This is a genomic window from Streptomyces sp. NPDC017676, assembly GCF_044329325.1.
Classification (GTDB): Bacteria; Actinomycetota; Actinomycetes; order Streptomycetales; family Streptomycetaceae; genus Streptomyces.
Map to the genome: position 1 here is coordinate 84557 of NZ_JBIRJA010000015.1, position 15734 is coordinate 100290.

The window sequence follows — 15734 nt, forward strand, 5'->3', positions numbered from 1 at the left end:
ACGGCCCCCGACCGGTGGCCCTGAGCGATGGCCCTGGATCGACGGCCCCCGACCGGTGGCCCTGAGCGATGGCCCTGGATCGACGGCCCCCGACCGATGGCCTCGGAACGACGGTCCCGACCGACGGCCCCCGACCGCCGAACGACCTGCGGTTTCACCCCGGCTTCACCGCCCCGCCCCGTCCCCGGTTTCACCGCCCCGCCCCGGCCCCGGGCCGCTGAAACCGCGTTGAAGCCACGCTGAACCGCCCGGGCCGCACGCTCTGCGGCATGACGACAACGGACGCAGACGAACTCGCGATCGCGGCCACCGGGCTGCGCAAGTCCTACGGGGACAAGACGGTCCTCGACGGCATCGACATCCACGTGCCCGCCGGCACCGTCTTCTCCCTCCTCGGGCCCAACGGCGCGGGCAAGACCACGGCGGTCAGCATCCTGTCCACGCTGATCTCCGCCGACGGCGGGCAGGCGCGCATCGCCGGGCACGATCTCGCCGCCGAGGCGCAGGAGGTGCGGGCCGCCATCGGTGTCACCGGTCAGTTCTCCGCCGTGGACGGGCTGATCACCGGTGAGGAGAACATGCTCCTGATGGCGGACCTGCACCACCTCTCCCGGAGCGAGGGACGGCGCGTCACCGCCGAGCTGCTGGAACGGTTCGACCTCACCGAGGCCGCGAAGAAGCCCGCCTCCACCTACTCCGGCGGCATGAAGCGCCGCCTCGACATCGCCATGACCCTGGTCGGCAGCCCGCGGATCATCTTCCTGGACGAGCCGACCACCGGCCTCGACCCGCGCTCCCGCCACACCATGTGGCAGATCATCCGCGAGCTGGTCTCCGGCGGTACGACCGTCTTCCTCACCACCCAGTACCTGGAGGAGGCCGACCAGCTGGCCGACCGCATCGCGGTGCTCAACGGAGGGAAGATCGTCGCCGACGGCAGCGCCGAGCAGCTCAAACGGCTCGTCCCCGGCGGGCACGTGCGGCTGCGCTTCTCCGACCCGGTGGCGTACGAGCGGGCGGCCACCGCACTGCGCGAGGCCACCCGCGACGACGAGGCGCTCACCCTGCAGATCCCCAGCGACGGAAGCCAGCGCGAGCTGCGCGCCATCCTCGACTGGCTCGACGCCGCCGGCATCGAGGCCGACGAGCTGTCCGTCCACACCCCGGACCTGGACGACGTGTTCTTCGCCCTGACCGCGAGCCCCGTACCTTCCCAGTCCACCGACAAGGAGACCGCCCGATGAGCGCCGCCGGCCACGCCTTCCGCGACAACCTCACGATGCTGCGGCGCAACCTGCTGCACGCCCGCCGCTACCCCTCCCTCACCCTGAACCTCCTGCTCACCCCGGTCATCCTGCTGCTGCTCTTCGTCTACGTCTTCGGTGACGTGATGAGCGCCGGCATCAACGGCGGACACGCGGACCGCGCCGACTACGTCGCCTATCTGGTCCCCGGCATCCTGCTGCTGACCGTGAGCATGACCTCACTCGGCACCGCCGTGTCGGTGGCCACCGACATGACCGAGGGCATCATGGCCCGGTTCCGGACCATGGCCATCTCCCGCGCCTCCGTACTGATCGGCCACGTGCTCGGCAGCGTGATCCAGACGCTGATGGCCCTGGTGCTGCTGCTGGGCATCGGCCTGGCCATCGGCTTCCGGCCCGACGCGACACCGCTGGAGTGGATCGCGGCGGCCGGGCTGATGGCGCTGGTCAGCCTGGCGCTGACCTGGCTCGCGGTCGGCATCGGCCTGGTCAGCCCCAACGCGGAGGGGGCCAGCAACACCGGAACCCCCCTGGTGATGCTGCCGTTCCTGTCCAGCGCCTTCGTGCCGGTGGACGCCATGCCGGGCTGGTTCCGCTGGTTCGCCGAGTACCAGCCGTTCTCGCCGGCCATCGAGACCCTGCGCGGGCTGCTGCTCGGCAGCGGGATCGGCACGAAGAACGCGGTGCTCGCCGTCGCCTGGTGCCTGGGGCTGACCGTGCTGGGCTACCTGTGGTCCAAGGCGCAGTTCAACCGGGAGCCGCGGCGTTGAGCCCGGCGGGGCTCAGCCGGCGCGCAGCCTCTCGGGGATCACCCGGCGCTCAGCTCCCGCAGCGCCACCGCCCGCAGCTCCTCCCGCCCCAGGGCGGCGTACCTCGACCTCGCGTCGGCGTACGCCGCCCTGTCGGCGTTCTCGGCGGCCTGCCGGGACCGGGCCGAGGACAGGGTCGGGAAGTCCCGCACCACCGGCATCCGCTCCGCCAGCGCCACCAGCCGTACGGCCGCCGTATCCCCCCTGGCCAGCCCGGCGAGACCGAGCGCCAGCAACGCCGTGCCGTAGACCGGCAGTTCGACGGGGGAGCCGGAGGCGCTGGAGGCGCTGGGGGAGCTGGGGGAGCTGGAGCTGGACGAACCGGGGGAGCCGGACGAGCCGGAGCCGGAGGAGCCTTCTGTGCGGGATGAGGCCGCGGTGTCCGGCGAACCCGCGGTGCCGGACGAACCGGAGACGGACGAGCCCGCGGCGCGGGACGAGCCGGGGACGGACGAGCCCGCGGTGCCGGACGAACCGGAGACGGACGATCCCGCGGCGCCGGACGAGCCGGGGACGGACGATCCCGCGGCGCCGGACGAGTCGGAGGCGGACGGGCCCCCGGTGCCGGACGAACCCGCGCTGCCCGACGACCCGGACAGCATCCCGAGAAGCCGCTCCCTCAGCTGCCCGGCCAGCCCGGCCACCGGCTCCAGCCGGCCGTGCTGCGCGTGCGCCGCCAGCGCGGCCGACTGCACCTGGAGCGACCACGGATGCACGAACGGATCTCCCGCATACAGCAGGCTGTCCTCCCGCACCCGCTCCACCGCCCGGCGCCACAGGCCGAGTCCGACCTCCGTCAGCCCCCGGGCCAGCGCGATCTCCGCCCGGGCCAGGAGATCGGGGGTGTAGGTCCGCGGCGACTCCGGTGGCTGTTCCAGGGCCGCGAGCCCCAGCCAGTACTCCGCCTCGTCGACCTCCCCGCGCTGCAGACAGGCCAGCACCAGCCCCCAGCGCACGCCGACCGAGTCCGACCAGTCGCCGAACCGGTCGAGGGCGGCGAGCGCGGCGCGCAGATGGTCGTACGCCTCCGCGCCCCTCTCGGACTGGAGACACAGCTCGCTGATCCGCCCGTGACAGAGCAGCTGCATGGTGGGGTTGGCGAGCGGCTCCAGCGCGCCGAGCATCCGGCGGGCGTAGCGCAGCGCGCGCTCCGTGTCGTGCGCCGCGTCCCACACGTAGCTGGCGAAGCACGCCGCCACACCCGCCAGCAGGGGTTCCTCCGCGTCGCACAGCTCCTCCAGCAGCGCGTACTCCGGCGGGTGGATGTCCGGGACGGCGCACAGCACGACGGCCAGCGCCCGCAGCAGCGTGTCCGGCGGAGCGGGCGGCAGCCGGCGCAGCGTCGCCAACTGCCGTACGGCGTGCGGGCCGTGGGCCATGAAGAGGCTGGCCGTGCACACGGCCGCCGCGGTGCGGGCCGGCTCGACGTCCTCGGGGCCGGGACGGAAGCGGGACAGCGGCCCGCCGGTGTCGGCGATGAGGGCGGCGAGCCGGGTGAAGTGGGAGTCGGTGGCCCACAGGGAGGCCAGTACGGCGGTGAGGGCGGCGGTGGTGGGCCCGTCGGACCGGGCCAGCGCGTGCCGCAGCGCGAGGACGAGGTTGTCCTGCTCGGCCCGTATGCGGGTCCAGGAGAGCGCCGGGTCGCTGGTGAACAGCACATCGTGGTGCTCGCGGGCGAAGTCCCGGGCCCAGTCCAGGAACCGGTCGGTCACCACCTCCTCCTCGCCCGCCTCCACCCGCCGGGCGGCGCCGAACTCCCGCAGGGTCTCCAGCATGTGGAAACGCGTCCCGGACGAGCTGTCGTCCACCTTGATCAGGGACTGCCCGGCCAGCTGCTCCAGCAGGAACAGCGCGTCCCCCGTCCCACCGAGCAGGTGCTCCGCCGCGTCCTCCGCGAAGCCGCCCGGGAACACCGACAGCGCGCGCAGCGCCGCCCGGCCGTCGGGCTCCAGCAGGTTCCAGCTCCACTCGACCACGGCGTGCAGCGTGCGGTGCCGCTCGGGCGCGTCACGGGCGCCGCCGCGCAGCAGCGCGAAACGGTCCCGGAGGCGGCGCGCGATGTCGGCCACGGAGAGCACCCGTACCCGGGCCGCGGCCAGTTCCACGGCGAGCGGCAGCCCGTCCAGGTGGCGGCAGATCTCGGCGACCCGGTCGGCGGGCAGGTCCACGCCGGGCCGGGCCGCCCGCGCCCGCTGCTCGAAGAGCTCGACCGCGGTGGCGAGGGACAGCTCCGGCAGGGCGTACACGGACTCCGAGGTCAGCCCCAGCGGGGCCCGGCTGGTCGCCAGGACCCGCAGCTCCTTCGACCGCGACACCAGTGCCCGCACGAGATCGGCCACGCCGGCGATCACCTGCTCGCAGTTGTCCAGCACCAGCAGCGTGGGCCCCGTACCCAGCGCGCCGACGATGCCGCTCACCGCGTCGCCGCCCCCGGCGAACTGCCGGCCCTCGCCCGCGCCGACCGCCGAGGCCACCTCGGCGGCCACGTCGTCGTCGGCGGTGACACCGGCCAGGGGGACGAAGTGCACCACGGGCTGCTCGGCAGCCCGGCTCACCGCGTGGGACAGCCGGGTCTTGCCCAGCCCGCCGGGGCCCACGACGGTGACCACCCGGGCCGCGCGCAGCAGCCCCGCCACGGCGGATATGTCGGCGTCCCGCCCCAGCAGCGGATTCGGCTCGTGCGGTACTCCCTGCCGGACCCGGGGCGCGTCCGCGCTGAGCAACTCCTGGTAGAGGGACCTGAGCCCGGGACCCGGGTCGGCCCCCAACTCCTCGCGCAGCGCCCGCCGATAAGCGTCGTACCGGGTCAGCGCGGCGGCCCGGCCCACCGTGTCCGCCTCGCACCGCAGCAGCTCCGCCAGCACCTCCTCGTCCCGCGGCAGCTCCCGGGCCAGCTCGGCCAGCGGCTCCGCGGCCTCCTCCCGCCGCCCCAGCCGGGCGAGCGCGAGCGCACGGGAACGCACGAGCGAGCGGTGTGCCCGCAGCCGGTCGGTACGGAGCGCCACCACCGGATCGTGCAGGTCCTCGCCCGCCCCGGCCCCCACGCTCCCGTCCCACAGGGCCAAGCCCGCCTCGGCCTGTGCCAGGGCACCCGCGTGATCCCCCGCCCGCGCCCGCTCGGCGCTCGCCGCCTCGTGCAGCAGCAGCGCGGAGCTGTCGACCTGCGCCTCGTCCAGTGCCAGCCGGTATCCCGTGGGCGTACTGACGACCAGCCCACCACCCACCTGCGCCCGGAGCCGCGACACCAGCACCTGCACCGCCTTGCCGGGCCGCTCCGGCAGCCCGTCCGGCCACAGCCCCTCCACCAGCCGCCCCGTGCTGCACCCGGCCCGCAGATCCCCCGCGAGCAACGCCACCAGCCCACGCAGCCGGGGAGCGGTGATCTCCCGCCCACGACAGGCGACTTCGGACAGCAGAGCCAACTCGGTGGTCACGCCTGAAGACTAGCCACCCACCGCCGTGCCGGCGGAGCCGAAGGGTGGTGACCGCTGCGGACGGCCCAGTGACAACCTGGGACCGGCCGGCCCTCGCCCGGTCGCCCAGACGCGCGCCTCACCGGCAAGCCGGACGCCGACCCGCCGCAGCCCCGCACATCGCAGTGGCCGCGATGAAGATGACGGTGACGGCGTTGAGCGCCAGGTGCAGGGTCTCCATCGGGCTTCCCCACCGTCAGCCGCTCAGTTCGCCGAGCCGGCGCAGGGCGGTCAGGCTGGGCAGGAAGCAGTACTCGCCTCCTCGGGTGACGACGAACCGCGGCAGTGCGGCGAGGCGTCGGCGCAGTGGTCTGCGGGGAATGGTGAAGCCGGCTGAGCCGTCACGGGATCCGGTGACGGGGTCCTGGGCCTCGTTCGCGCCGAAGAAGACGCCGTCGTTCATCCACTGGGACTGGACGAACTCGAACTGCCGCCCCAGGTGCGCGCCGATGAACGCGGACATCAGGCCGCGGTCGGCTCCGTCGTCCTCCAGTACCCCCTCGGGCAGCGGCGAACCGTAGACGGCGCCGCGCCGGATCATGCGGTGCAGTCGTACCTCTCCGGCCACGGCGGCGTCGCGCGGGTTGGCCCGGCGGATGTGGCAGCCGCCGGGCGTCTTGAATCCCGTCGGGTCGTCGTCCTCGTAAAGGAAGGTGTTACGGCGGTACGGGTCGGCGCCGAGCGCGGGGTCGTCGTGGTCCGGGGCCAGCGCCAGGGGAGCCCCGCTGCGCCAGCGTCCCATGATCTTCGCGGTGATCAGTTCCTCGTCCTGCGGCCCGGTGGAGTTGTCCTTCAGACAGCGGCGGAACGCGGCGACGTCCTGGTGGAGCTTTCGGGAGACGGCGTAGCTGCCGTTGCGTCCCAGCACGCTCGGCTGCGGGGACTGGATCCCGCCGATCTCGTCCCGGTAGCCGAGGACGAACTCGCCGGCCTTCAGCGGCACTTCCGACTGGTTGGATCCCGGTATGCCGCTGCCTTCGACGGCGGGATGGCTGACCCCGTCGCGATAGCCGAAGTGCTCGGTCTCGGTGGGCAGCGCGTAGCAGTCCTGCCGCCAGATCGCGGTCACGCCGGAGAGCCGGTCGTACGCGGGGCGGGCCCGGTCGACGGCCGCCTCCAGTTGTGCGGCATCGGGCGCGACCGCTGTGAGGACCACGTGCACATCGAGGCTGCCCAGCGGCGCCTCCCAGCGTTCCGGGCTGCTGTCGCCCACATCGCCCAGCGCCCTGGCACGGGCCGCCATCCCCTGACGGAACTCCCAGGCGAACGTCTCCAGCGCGGCGCGCGGCACCCCGAGCGCCTCCAGGCCGCGGCAGGTGACGGCCGCGCTCACCCAGGCCTCGCCCAGGGGCTGACCGAGTCCGCCGCGGAGGTCACCGCCGTACTCGCCCGCCGCATCAACTCCCGGCCGTCGACCCGGTCGTCGATGCGGAAGGCGAGGTAGCTCGCCGCGTAGGGCGTCGGCCGGGGGCTGAGGACCCCGCGCTGGATGTCATCGAGTTCCAACGAGACGTCCGTGTGCGTGCTCACCGCTCACCTCCGCGCCGGTCCTACTTGGAGACGACGTTCCGCCAGAAGTTCCGCAGGCTGTCGTCACCACCGAAGAGGAAGCTGAAGATGGTCGAGTCCGCCAGCAGCAGATCGGCCGCGCGGTCACCGCTGGGCGGCATCCACAGGAATTGCCCTGCCCGGCTTGATGTCGGCGGTGATCGTGAATCCGTAACAGGCCGGGGTCCGGGGGAAGACAGGGCCGTACCTCCCCTGTTCCAGATGATCGGTCTCCTTGGGGATGGCGACCGCCTGCGGCTTGATCTCCATGTCCGCTCCTCTGTCCCCCACGGGCCGAAACCCACATCCAGCGTGACACCGGACTGCCGGGCGCGCCCGCTCAGCGGGAGGGGGAGGCGGCCGCGCGGGCCGGTCAAGTCCCTTTGGCCCACGCCCAGACCGTGAGGCGCCACACTGGGCCCACCCTGCGGAGTGCCACCGTGAAGACCGGGCCGCCTTGAACGACCCGCTTGCCCCGCAGGTCGAATGTCATGGTCGCGGGGACGACGACGTAGGCGTGCTCGCCGGTGACATCGACGTGCCGGGGCTCACCGAGTTCGATGCGGTAGCCCGAAGCCCCCGGGCGCGCACCCTCGGTCAGCACGTCCCTCCACCAGGCTTCGCCCGCTGTCGGTCCCTGCCACACGTGCGGTGCCATCCCGTCAGGGATCTGCATCGGGTCGGCGCACGTCGCGGTCATCGCCTCCGCGTCACCGCGGTTGAAGGCATCGACGTACTGGCCCACCGCCGCGATGGGATCGTTCGACATCATGGGTCTCCTCTCCTCGCGTGCCGGGAGCGTTCTTCCGGTGGAGCCCTCTCTCAGCCCCGCTGGAAGACGGACTCAGTGATGCAGGGTCGACTTGACGACCACGATGATCAGGCCGAGCACCAGGTTCACCAGACCGGAGACCACGACCAGTCGGCGAGAGGCCCCGGCTCGCGCGGCGGCGACGGTCGACCACGCGACCTGCTCGATCAGGGCGACCCCCAGTGCGAACCATGCCGTTCCGGCGAGCCCCAGCCTCAGCAGGGGGCTGATCGCCACTGCAATGGCCGGGGGGAACGTGGCCTGGACCATAGGCCACTCGTGCCGGGCCACATGGCGTACCTCGCTCCAGCTCAGGGGTTGTCCGTGCGCCCGCTCGCCGGCCAGACGGGCGTAGACATGGGCGGTCCAGAACACGATGCCGGTGACGAGGAGGAACAGTACGAGTCCGAGGCGGGGGAACGGGCCGAACGCTGCGGTCCCGGCTATGACGGACGCGGCCAGCAGGGCACCGTAGATCGCACCCGCGTAGTCGGTCCGCGACCGGTCCGGACGGTGCTCTGCGGTGCCGCCGTTCCGGAGGGGGACGCTGGGCACATCTCCAGGATCGCCGGGACCACCGCACAGTGCACGACGAAGGACACCCGCTTACAGCAGTCGGCCGACCACGGCTCCGCGGCCGACGTCCGCCGTTCCTTCCGCCAGGCGCTCAAGGGCATCGACGGAATCAACCCGGACGAGTGGACGCCGAGGGAACCGCGGCACAGCATCACGCGCAGGGTCGACATGGCACTCCCTTTACCCGTCTGCCCTATGGTCGGAAGCCGCAGCCGCGAACCGGGGGAGGCGACAGCCATGGGCGACGGCAAGGTGCCCGGCAAGGTCCTGGACATCAAGACCGCCGACATCAGGGCGGCGGCACCGGCCTTCCATCAGGGAGCCATCGATCTGAGCAAGGCGCTGACCACGCTGATCCAGACCCTGGACGGCCTGGGTGAGCCCTGGGGCCACGACGAGCAGGGCGACAAGTTCGGCAACGCCTACAAGCCGCAGCAGAAGAAGATCGAGAGCGCGGCGGGCATCCTGGTGCTCGGTCTGACGAGCATTCACGAGGCCATGGTGGACCTGTCGGACGGGCACGTGGACAACGACCAGCTGATCGCCGGCATGTTCACGCAAGTGAAGACCCCTCAGCAGAGCGACGGTGCCGGTGAGCGTTGAGGACAAGGCCCGCCACATCCTTCTGAAGCTGGGTCTGTGGTGGCCCGAGGCCGACTCCGGCAAACTGAGGGACGCAGCGAAAGCCTGGCGCATCTTCGCCGATTCGGTGGACGACGTCCGCTCCCCGGTGCACCGCAGCGCGTCGTCGATCATCCACAACAACACCGGTGAGTCGATCGAGGCGTTCGAGAAGTTCTGGGGCCGCTACGCCAAGGACCAGGACGGCGGCTGGTTGAGCGACCTGGCGAAGTCCTCGCGGGAGATGGCCAAGGCGCTGGAGAAGTTCGCCGACGCGATCGACGACGCGATCAACAAGCTGTGGACGCAGATCGGCATCGACGCCGCCGTGATCGCGGGCGGGGTGACGCTGGCCTTCTTCACCGCGGGCCTGGCCTCCGGGGCGGCCGTCGCGGCGGCGGACGCGGTCATCGAGTTCGGTGCCACGATGGGCATCGCGGTCACCACGACGGTGGCCGAGATCGCCGCAGGCACCCTGGTCGCCGCCGCCTTCGGCGGGGTCGAATCGGTCGCGGTCGACCTCGCCGTGGCCCAGCCGCTGAAGATGGCGACCGGTCTGCAGCACGGCTTCAGTCTGGACGAGGTCAATCAGGCCGCCAAGGACGGCATGATCTTCGGCGGTGCGCTGGGAGCGGGCGGCGGCCTGCTGAAGGCGAGCATGGAAGGCGGCCTCGCCGACACGACCCCGCTGCTGCTGCGTCCGCCGTCGCTCCGCCCCGACCTGGTGGAGCTGGGCCCGGCCGCCCGCAACGCCGAGCGCACCCCGTGTGTGGGAGAGCCGATCGACGTGGCGACCGGCGCCATGCTGATGACCCAGACGGACCTGACCCTGCCCGGCAGCCTGCCTCTGGAGTTCACGCGCACCCACCTCTCCTCGTACCGGGGCGGTGTCTGCTTCGGCCCGACCTGGATCTCCACCCTGGACGAGTGTCTCCAGATCGACGGCGAGGGCGTCGTCTTCGCCGCGGCCGACGGCATGCGCCTGGTCTACCCGGTGCCGCAGCCCGGCGTTCCCACGATGCCGGCCAAGGGCCCGCGCTGGCCCCTGGAGTGGGACGGCAAACCGGACGGCGCGATGACGGTCACCGACCCGGCGACCGGCGTGATGCGCACCTTCGCCGCTCCCGTCCCCTCCCCGTCCTTCGGCGTCTTCCACCTGGCGCTGGACTCCTGGAGCGACCGCAACGGCAACCGCATCGACGTCGAACGCGGCGACGAGGGCATCCCGTTCGGCATCCGCCACTCCGGCGGCTACTACGTCGCCGTCGACACCCAGGGCCCACGCATCACGGCCCTGCGCCTCCTGGACGAGCCGCCCTCCCGCTACCGCCCGTCCGCCGCGCCCGACGAGGGCACGCTCGTCATGCGCTACGGCTACGACACCGCCGGCAACCTCACGGAGATCATCAACTCCAGCGGCGAACCCCTCCGCTTCACCTACGACACCGAGAGCCGCGTCACCCGCTGGACCGACCGCAACGGCACCTGGTTCTCGTACGTCTACGACGAGCGGGGCCGTGTCGTCCGCACCGAGGGCGTCGACGGCATCCTCTCCGGCACGCTGACGTACGACGACAGCGCCCGCACCACGACGTACACCGACTCCCGAGGCCACACCTCGGTCCACCGGTACAACGCCGAGGGCCTGGTGGTGGAGGAGACGGACCCGCTCGGGCACGTCACCCGCACGGAGTGGGACGAGTATGGCGACAAGCCGCTGACGGTAACCGACCCGCTGGGTCACACCACGCGGTATGCCTATGACGACGCGGGCAACGTCACCGAACTTAGCCTGCCCGACGGCTCGGTCGCCCGGGCTGCGTACAACGCGCTTGGCCTCCCCACGGAGGTGGTCGAGCCCGGCGGGGTGGTCTGGCGGCACGTGTACGACGAGCGGGGCAACCTGCTCAGCACCGTGGACCCGGTCGGCGCCGAGACGCGGTACACGAACGACGCGGCGGGCCGCCCCACGGCGATCACCAACGCCCTCGGCCACACCCGCACGGTCGCCTACGACGACGCCGGCCTGCCCGTCACCCTGACGGACGAGATGGGCCACACGACGACCATCCGCCGGGACGCCTTCGGTCGGGTGGTTGAGATGACGGACCCGCTGGGCCACACCACACGCCTCGGTTGGACGACGGAGGGCAAGCCCTCCTGGCGCGAGCAGCCCGACGGCACCCGGGAGTCGTGGTCCTGGGACGCGGAGGGAAACCTTCTCTCCCACATCGATCCAGCAGGTCATACGACCCGGCACACCGCGGCCCATTTCGACGTACCGGCCACGAGAATCGACCCGGACGGCGCCCACTACGCGTTCTCCTACGACACGGAACTGCGTCTGACAGAGGTCACCAACGCGCAGGGCCGCACTTGGTCGTACACCTACGACGAGTCAGGTCGTCTCGTGACCGAGACGGACTTCGACGGCCGCACGCTGACGTACACGCACGACGCGGTAGGTCGGGTGACTGCGCGGACCAACGGAGCCGGGGAGACTTTGCGCTTCGCGCGGGACGCGTTGGGGCGGCTCGTGGAGCAACGGTCGGACGCGGACGACGTCACGACATTCGCTTATGCGGCGGACGGCCGCCTCGCGCAGGCGGTGAACGCGGACGCGGACGTCGCGTTCACCCGGGATGCGATGGGCCGCATAGTGAGCGAGACCGTCAACGGCCGCACCACCACGTACGCCTATGACACACTGGGCCGCCGGGTCCGACGCGAGACCCCATCGGGGCCGGCCTCGCACTGGACATACGATCCGGCGGGCAGGCCGACACAGCTGTGTTCCGAAGCGGGCGCGCTGACCTTCACGCATGACGCGGCAGGGCGCGAGACACAACGTCACTTGGGCAGCGGCGTGGCCCTCACGCAGACCTGGGACGCGGTCGACCGCCTCTCAGCCCAATCTCTCACAGCGGGTGCGCACAACCTGTTGCAGCACCGCGCGTACGCCTACCGGGCCGACGGCCACCTGACCGAGATCCGAGAGCTCACAACGGGCACGCGCCGCTTCGACATCGACACGATGGGCCGAGTGACGGGTGTACGCGCCCATGGCTGGAGCGAGACCTACGCGTACGACAGCGCCGGCAACCTCACTGACGCGTCCGCGGCCGCCCATGTCGCCGCAGGTGGTCGTGACATCGACGGCATGCTGGTGCGGCGGGCAGGCGACACCACGTACTCCTATGATTCCCAGGGCCGCCGGACCCAGAAAACGCGCAAGCTGCTGAGCGGGCAGGCGAAGACGTGGGCGTACGCCTGGAACGCGGAGGACCGGCTCGTCGAGGTCGTCACGCCCGAGGGTGACCGATGGCGGTATGCCTACGACCCTCTGGGACGGCGTGTCGCCAAGTTCCGCTGTCTGGCGGATGGTTCGGAGGCCGACCGAACGGACTTCACATGGGAGGAGACTCTTCTCGCCGAGCAACTCCTCACGGGCGGCGGCGTCACGACGTGGGACTACGCCCCCGGCACACATCGCCCCGTCGCCCAGACCACCAGCAGCCACGTGGTCGGTCCTGCGGGTGCGTCCTTCCTCTCCCGGCTCGCCGAGGAGACCACGGCCGACCACACCACTCACTTCCACGCCGTCATCACGGACGCCATCGGTACCCCGACCGAACTCGTCTCTCCCGACGGTGACGTTGCCTGGCAGCGGCGTACTACCCTCTGGGGCACACAGTTACCGGCACCCGCAGACGACGCCGAGTCCGTGGATTGCCCCTTGCGTTTCCCCGGCCAGTACGCCGATGCGGAATCCGGCCTCAACCAGAACTTCCACCGCTACTACGATCCCGAGACTGCGGCGTACCTCTCCCCGGATCCGCTCGGTCTGGAAGCCGGTCCGAACCCGTACTGGTACGGCCCTCATCCGCTCACCTGGACGGACCCCTACGGTCTCGCGCTCTGCCGCACCACTCCAAGGCTGGAGAACGGGAACCCCAAGGAGGGGTGGCAGCACATCGACGAACGTCACATCTCGGGGACCGCCCAAGGCGGCCACGGCGATCTGATGCCCCCGTCGACCACCCGTGGGCAGGTGGAGAAGGCTGTGAGGACAATGATCGAGCGAGGTCAGCGGGTATCGGATCCCGGGCGCCGGATCCAGACCTTCGAGAAGAGGATGACCGTGAACGGCATGTCGGCCCGATATCGGCTCATCGTCGACTCCGAGGACGGAAACCGCGTCATCACCTTCTTCCCGGTAGGAAAGAGCTACACCCCGTGATCAATGTGCAGTTCACCGTACGGCCCGGTCAGGGCGACGCCAGCGGGTTCGATCTGGGCGACATGGCCGTCACTGGGGATCTCGGCACGGCCGACTCGGCCGGCCATATCCCCGATCAGGGCATGATGATCTACCTTTCGGTCGTCCAGTTGCTGGACAGCCTGGGTTCCTTTCTCCGGGGCAACGCCCGCATGCTGAGCTTCACCGGTGCCGACACCTCCTTCGGCCTTGTCGTGCGACGGACCAAAGACGGCCTGTCGGTCGCTGGTAAGGACGGAGTCGTCGCACGGACGACGGCGCCGGAACTCGCCTCCGCCGTGCTCGGCGCGGCAGAGGACCTGGGTCCCGCCCTCCCTCGGGAAGACCCGGTCGCATCCGACTGGGAAGCTGCCCTCGCCGCATTCCGTCCTCTCGTACCGGGCAGGAAGGGGTGAGTGCCGACAGCCTGGATGACGAAGGCGGAGGAAACGTCGAGCACCCTGCCCCGGACGTACACGCGCCTTGAGACCCGCTCGCCGTTGCCTGGTGCGGTCGCCCAGCTCATGGAGAGCCACCCCGGCTCACGGGTACAGCCGGAATTTCAATTCAGACAGACGGCGGCGGCTCACGCGGAGGCTGAGGTGCCTGAGGTGCCGTTGAACACGCGCACGATGGCGGGGGGCATGGCGTCGTCGGCCTCTTGACCGAGGTGGTCACGGCGAGCGGCGACCGATGGAGACACCTCCGACCGCCGGGCTGACGCCTCTCCAAGCACCTGCGGCCGGCAAGACCGCCCGGAAGGCGACTGGCTGCACTCGCCCTGCTGGCCTGCACCGGATGCGCCGTTGCAGGCCAAGCAGATCTGCATCACGTTCCCTCGGGGGAACAACTCGGAGTCGCCCTGTCCGAAAATGGGGTGGGTAAGCGCTTTCCCGTAGCAGCACCCGAGCTAGAGGACCCGGTCGTCGGCCGTGCCATAGGGCCCAACGAGGCACACGCCCGCCTGCGGTCGGAGCATCCGGGTGGCTCGTCAAGCAGCAGGCACCGCCCGGCTTCGCCCATGCGCGGTCCGTTGGCTGGCACGGCCCGGCGACGCGGGATCCGCTCGCCCGGCCAGCTGACATGGAGCCGACGGATTCGTTCCGGACGTGGGACCTGAAGCCCGGGCCCGGGGACGGTGGCAGATCAGGAACGGAGAGGCTCACACAATGGCCGTCCGTACAAGCAACCGCCTACGCTGTGCCGCACCTAACCCGCGCGTATGCCCCACAGGTTCCCCGTGATGCGCCCAGGCGTCGCCACCGGGCTAGGGGAATGGGAGCCGCCCGCGAGCCGGATTCCGAAGTGGGCTCCCAAATGGCTCCCAAGACGGCCCCCGGAACCACTCAGGGGCCCGACCCGCTAAGCGGATCAGGCCCCTGACCTGGTACTACGGCGTCGGGGTGGCGGGATTTGAACCCACGACCTCTTCGTCCCGAACGAAGCGCGCTGCCAAGCTGCGCTACACCCCGGTGTCACTGCTTCTCGCGGCGACGACGTTTACTTTAGCCCACCGGTGGCTGTAGACGAAATCCGGTTTCAGGCGGGGTGGCGGACCGGGGTCGGGCGGGTGTGGTCGAGGGCTACCAGGAGGACGGCCAAGGCGTAGATCGCGAGGCCGATGAGGAGGGCGTTGGCCAGGGTGCTGCGGTAGCCGTGGGTCGCCACGTCCAGGAAGGGGTAGAGGTACCGGGACGGGCTGGTCGGCGGCAGGAACGCGGGTCTCGTGAGGGAGAAGACCAGGTAGGCCAGGGGGTAGAGGAGCCAGGCGGCGGTCTGGCGGAGGTGCAGGCGGGCCGCGGGGGTCAGGAGGAGCCAGTCCAGCAGGGCCGCCACCGGGGTCAGGAGGTGGAGGACCTGGAGAGCTGCCCACTGGGCGTGCCAGCGCTCCGGGGGTGCTGTCGCTCCGGTCATGGAGAACGGGGGCGTCGTGTGGGCCAGGAGCAGGTGGTAGACCAGGGCCGAGGTCAGGACGTAGAGGAGTGTGGCGCCTGTCACGGCCGACGGGAGCGGGCGGCGGGCCCTCCATGCCCTCGACGCGGACAGGAGCATCACCACGGTCAGCAGGATGCCGGCCTGGACGCTGAAGTAGCTCAGCATGTCGGCCGGGGGGCCCAGCAGGAGTTCCAGCGCGACGCCGGCCGCCGCCGTCACGGCGGTCACGAGGCGGAACATTGCGGCCCGGGGGCGGCGGACCGGGGCCACCACCGCCGTGGCCGGGACCGGGGCGGGCAGCAGCAGGGGTGGAGCCGGGACCGCGGGCAGGTCCGGGATCTCCCTGGGTATCGGGGCGGTCATGCCCTCACGCTAGGAGCGGGGGGAGGGGGCGGCCATGTGGACTCGTCCGTGTGGGGGACGGCTGGGCGGTGGGGG

12 protein-coding genes and 1 tRNA gene are annotated in these 15734 nt (G+C 71.3%); 5 read left to right on the forward strand and 8 right to left on the reverse strand.

Annotated features, from left to right (window positions below; genetic code table 11):
- Positions 1 to 269 precede the first annotated feature (269 nt).
- Complete coding sequence (locus ACH4LD_RS29790; RefSeq protein WP_398054674.1) at positions 270 to 1244, forward strand: ATP-binding cassette domain-containing protein; 975 nt, start codon at positions 270 to 272, stop codon at positions 1242 to 1244.
- Positions 1241 to 2035: an ABC transporter permease gene (locus ACH4LD_RS29795; RefSeq protein ID WP_132784642.1), complete on the forward strand. Its 795-nt coding sequence runs from the start codon at positions 1241 to 1243 to the stop codon at positions 2033 to 2035. The genes ACH4LD_RS29790 and ACH4LD_RS29795 overlap by 4 nt, the downstream gene beginning before the upstream one ends.
- Before the next feature lie 38 nt (positions 2036 to 2073).
- Here ACH4LD_RS29795 and ACH4LD_RS29800 read toward each other — a convergent pair whose 3' ends face one another.
- From ACH4LD_RS29800 to ACH4LD_RS29825, 6 genes are all read right to left on the reverse strand, one after another.
- A complete protein-coding gene (locus tag ACH4LD_RS29800; protein ID WP_398054673.1) occupies positions 2074 to 5508 on the reverse strand; it encodes an ATP-binding protein in 3435 nt (1144 codons plus the stop codon).
- Positions 5509 to 5743: 235 nt separating this feature from the next.
- Positions 5744 to 6880: a Dyp-type peroxidase gene (locus ACH4LD_RS29805; RefSeq protein ID WP_398054672.1), complete on the reverse strand. Its 1137-nt coding sequence runs from the start codon at positions 6878 to 6880 to the stop codon at positions 5744 to 5746.
- Positions 6877 to 7077: a hypothetical protein gene (locus ACH4LD_RS29810; protein ID WP_398054671.1), complete on the reverse strand. Its 201-nt coding sequence runs from the start codon at positions 7075 to 7077 to the stop codon at positions 6877 to 6879. Before ACH4LD_RS29810 ends, ACH4LD_RS29805 begins: the two co-directional genes overlap by 4 nt.
- A gap of 123 nt (positions 7078 to 7200) precedes the next feature.
- On the reverse strand, positions 7201 to 7365 hold the full coding sequence (locus ACH4LD_RS29815) for a hypothetical protein (protein WP_398054670.1): 165 nt from the start codon (positions 7363 to 7365) through the stop codon (positions 7201 to 7203).
- Between the two features lie 103 nt (positions 7366 to 7468).
- Positions 7469 to 7867: a nuclear transport factor 2 family protein gene (locus tag ACH4LD_RS29820; RefSeq protein WP_398054669.1), complete on the reverse strand. Its 399-nt coding sequence runs from the start codon at positions 7865 to 7867 to the stop codon at positions 7469 to 7471.
- 72 nt (positions 7868 to 7939) lie between these two features.
- The gene (locus ACH4LD_RS29825) at positions 7940 to 8461 is read right to left on the reverse strand and encodes a hypothetical protein (RefSeq protein ID WP_398054668.1); all 522 of its coding nucleotides are present in this window, start codon (positions 8459 to 8461) and stop codon (positions 7940 to 7942) included.
- Positions 8462 to 8719: 258 nt separating this feature from the next.
- Here ACH4LD_RS29825 and ACH4LD_RS29830 point away from each other — a divergent pair, with 258 nt between their 5' ends.
- From ACH4LD_RS29830 to ACH4LD_RS29840, 3 genes are read left to right on the forward strand one after another with little or no spacing between them, the layout of a single operon-like run.
- Positions 8720 to 9085, forward strand: coding sequence for a hypothetical protein (locus tag ACH4LD_RS29830; RefSeq protein WP_398054667.1), 366 nt, complete (start codon positions 8720 to 8722; stop codon positions 9083 to 9085).
- Positions 9075 to 13343: a DUF6531 domain-containing protein gene (locus tag ACH4LD_RS29835; protein ID WP_398054666.1), complete on the forward strand. Its 4269-nt coding sequence runs from the start codon at positions 9075 to 9077 to the stop codon at positions 13341 to 13343. The genes ACH4LD_RS29830 and ACH4LD_RS29835 overlap by 11 nt, the downstream gene beginning before the upstream one ends.
- Positions 13340 to 13777 carry a hypothetical protein gene (locus ACH4LD_RS29840; RefSeq protein ID WP_398054665.1) on the forward strand — a complete coding sequence of 146 codons (438 nt, stop codon included), beginning with the start codon at positions 13340 to 13342 and terminating at the stop codon, positions 13775 to 13777. The genes ACH4LD_RS29835 and ACH4LD_RS29840 overlap by 4 nt, the downstream gene beginning before the upstream one ends.
- A 982-nt stretch (positions 13778 to 14759) precedes the next feature.
- Here ACH4LD_RS29840 and ACH4LD_RS29845 read toward each other — a convergent pair.
- Both ACH4LD_RS29845 and ACH4LD_RS29850 read right to left on the reverse strand, forming a co-directional pair.
- Positions 14760 to 14833: transfer RNA gene (locus ACH4LD_RS29845), tRNA-Pro, on the reverse strand.
- Between the two features lie 67 nt (positions 14834 to 14900).
- Positions 14901 to 15659, reverse strand: coding sequence for a Pr6Pr family membrane protein (locus ACH4LD_RS29850; protein WP_398054664.1), 759 nt, complete (start codon positions 15657 to 15659; stop codon positions 14901 to 14903).
- Between the last annotated feature and the right edge of the window lie 75 nt (positions 15660 to 15734).

Bases quoted from the DNA above. Each gene is read 5' to 3' on its own strand.
- ACH4LD_RS29850 (WP_398054664.1), bottom strand. From the start codon at position 15,659: ATGACCGCCCCGATACCCAGGGAGATCCCGGACCTGCCCGCGGTCCCG.
- ACH4LD_RS29795 (WP_132784642.1), top strand. From the start codon at position 1,241: ATGAGCGCCGCCGGCCACGCCTTCCGCGACAACCTCACGATGCTGCGG.
- ACH4LD_RS29815 (WP_398054670.1), bottom strand. From the start codon at position 7,365: ATGGAGATCAAGCCGCAGGCGGTCGCCATCCCCAAGGAGACCGATCAT.
- ACH4LD_RS29830 (WP_398054667.1), top strand. From the start codon at position 8,720: ATGGGCGACGGCAAGGTGCCCGGCAAGGTCCTGGACATCAAGACCGCC.
- ACH4LD_RS29820 (WP_398054669.1), bottom strand. From the start codon at position 7,867: ATGATGTCGAACGATCCCATCGCGGCGGTGGGCCAGTACGTCGATGCC.
- ACH4LD_RS29790 (WP_398054674.1), top strand. From the start codon at position 270: ATGACGACAACGGACGCAGACGAACTCGCGATCGCGGCCACCGGGCTG.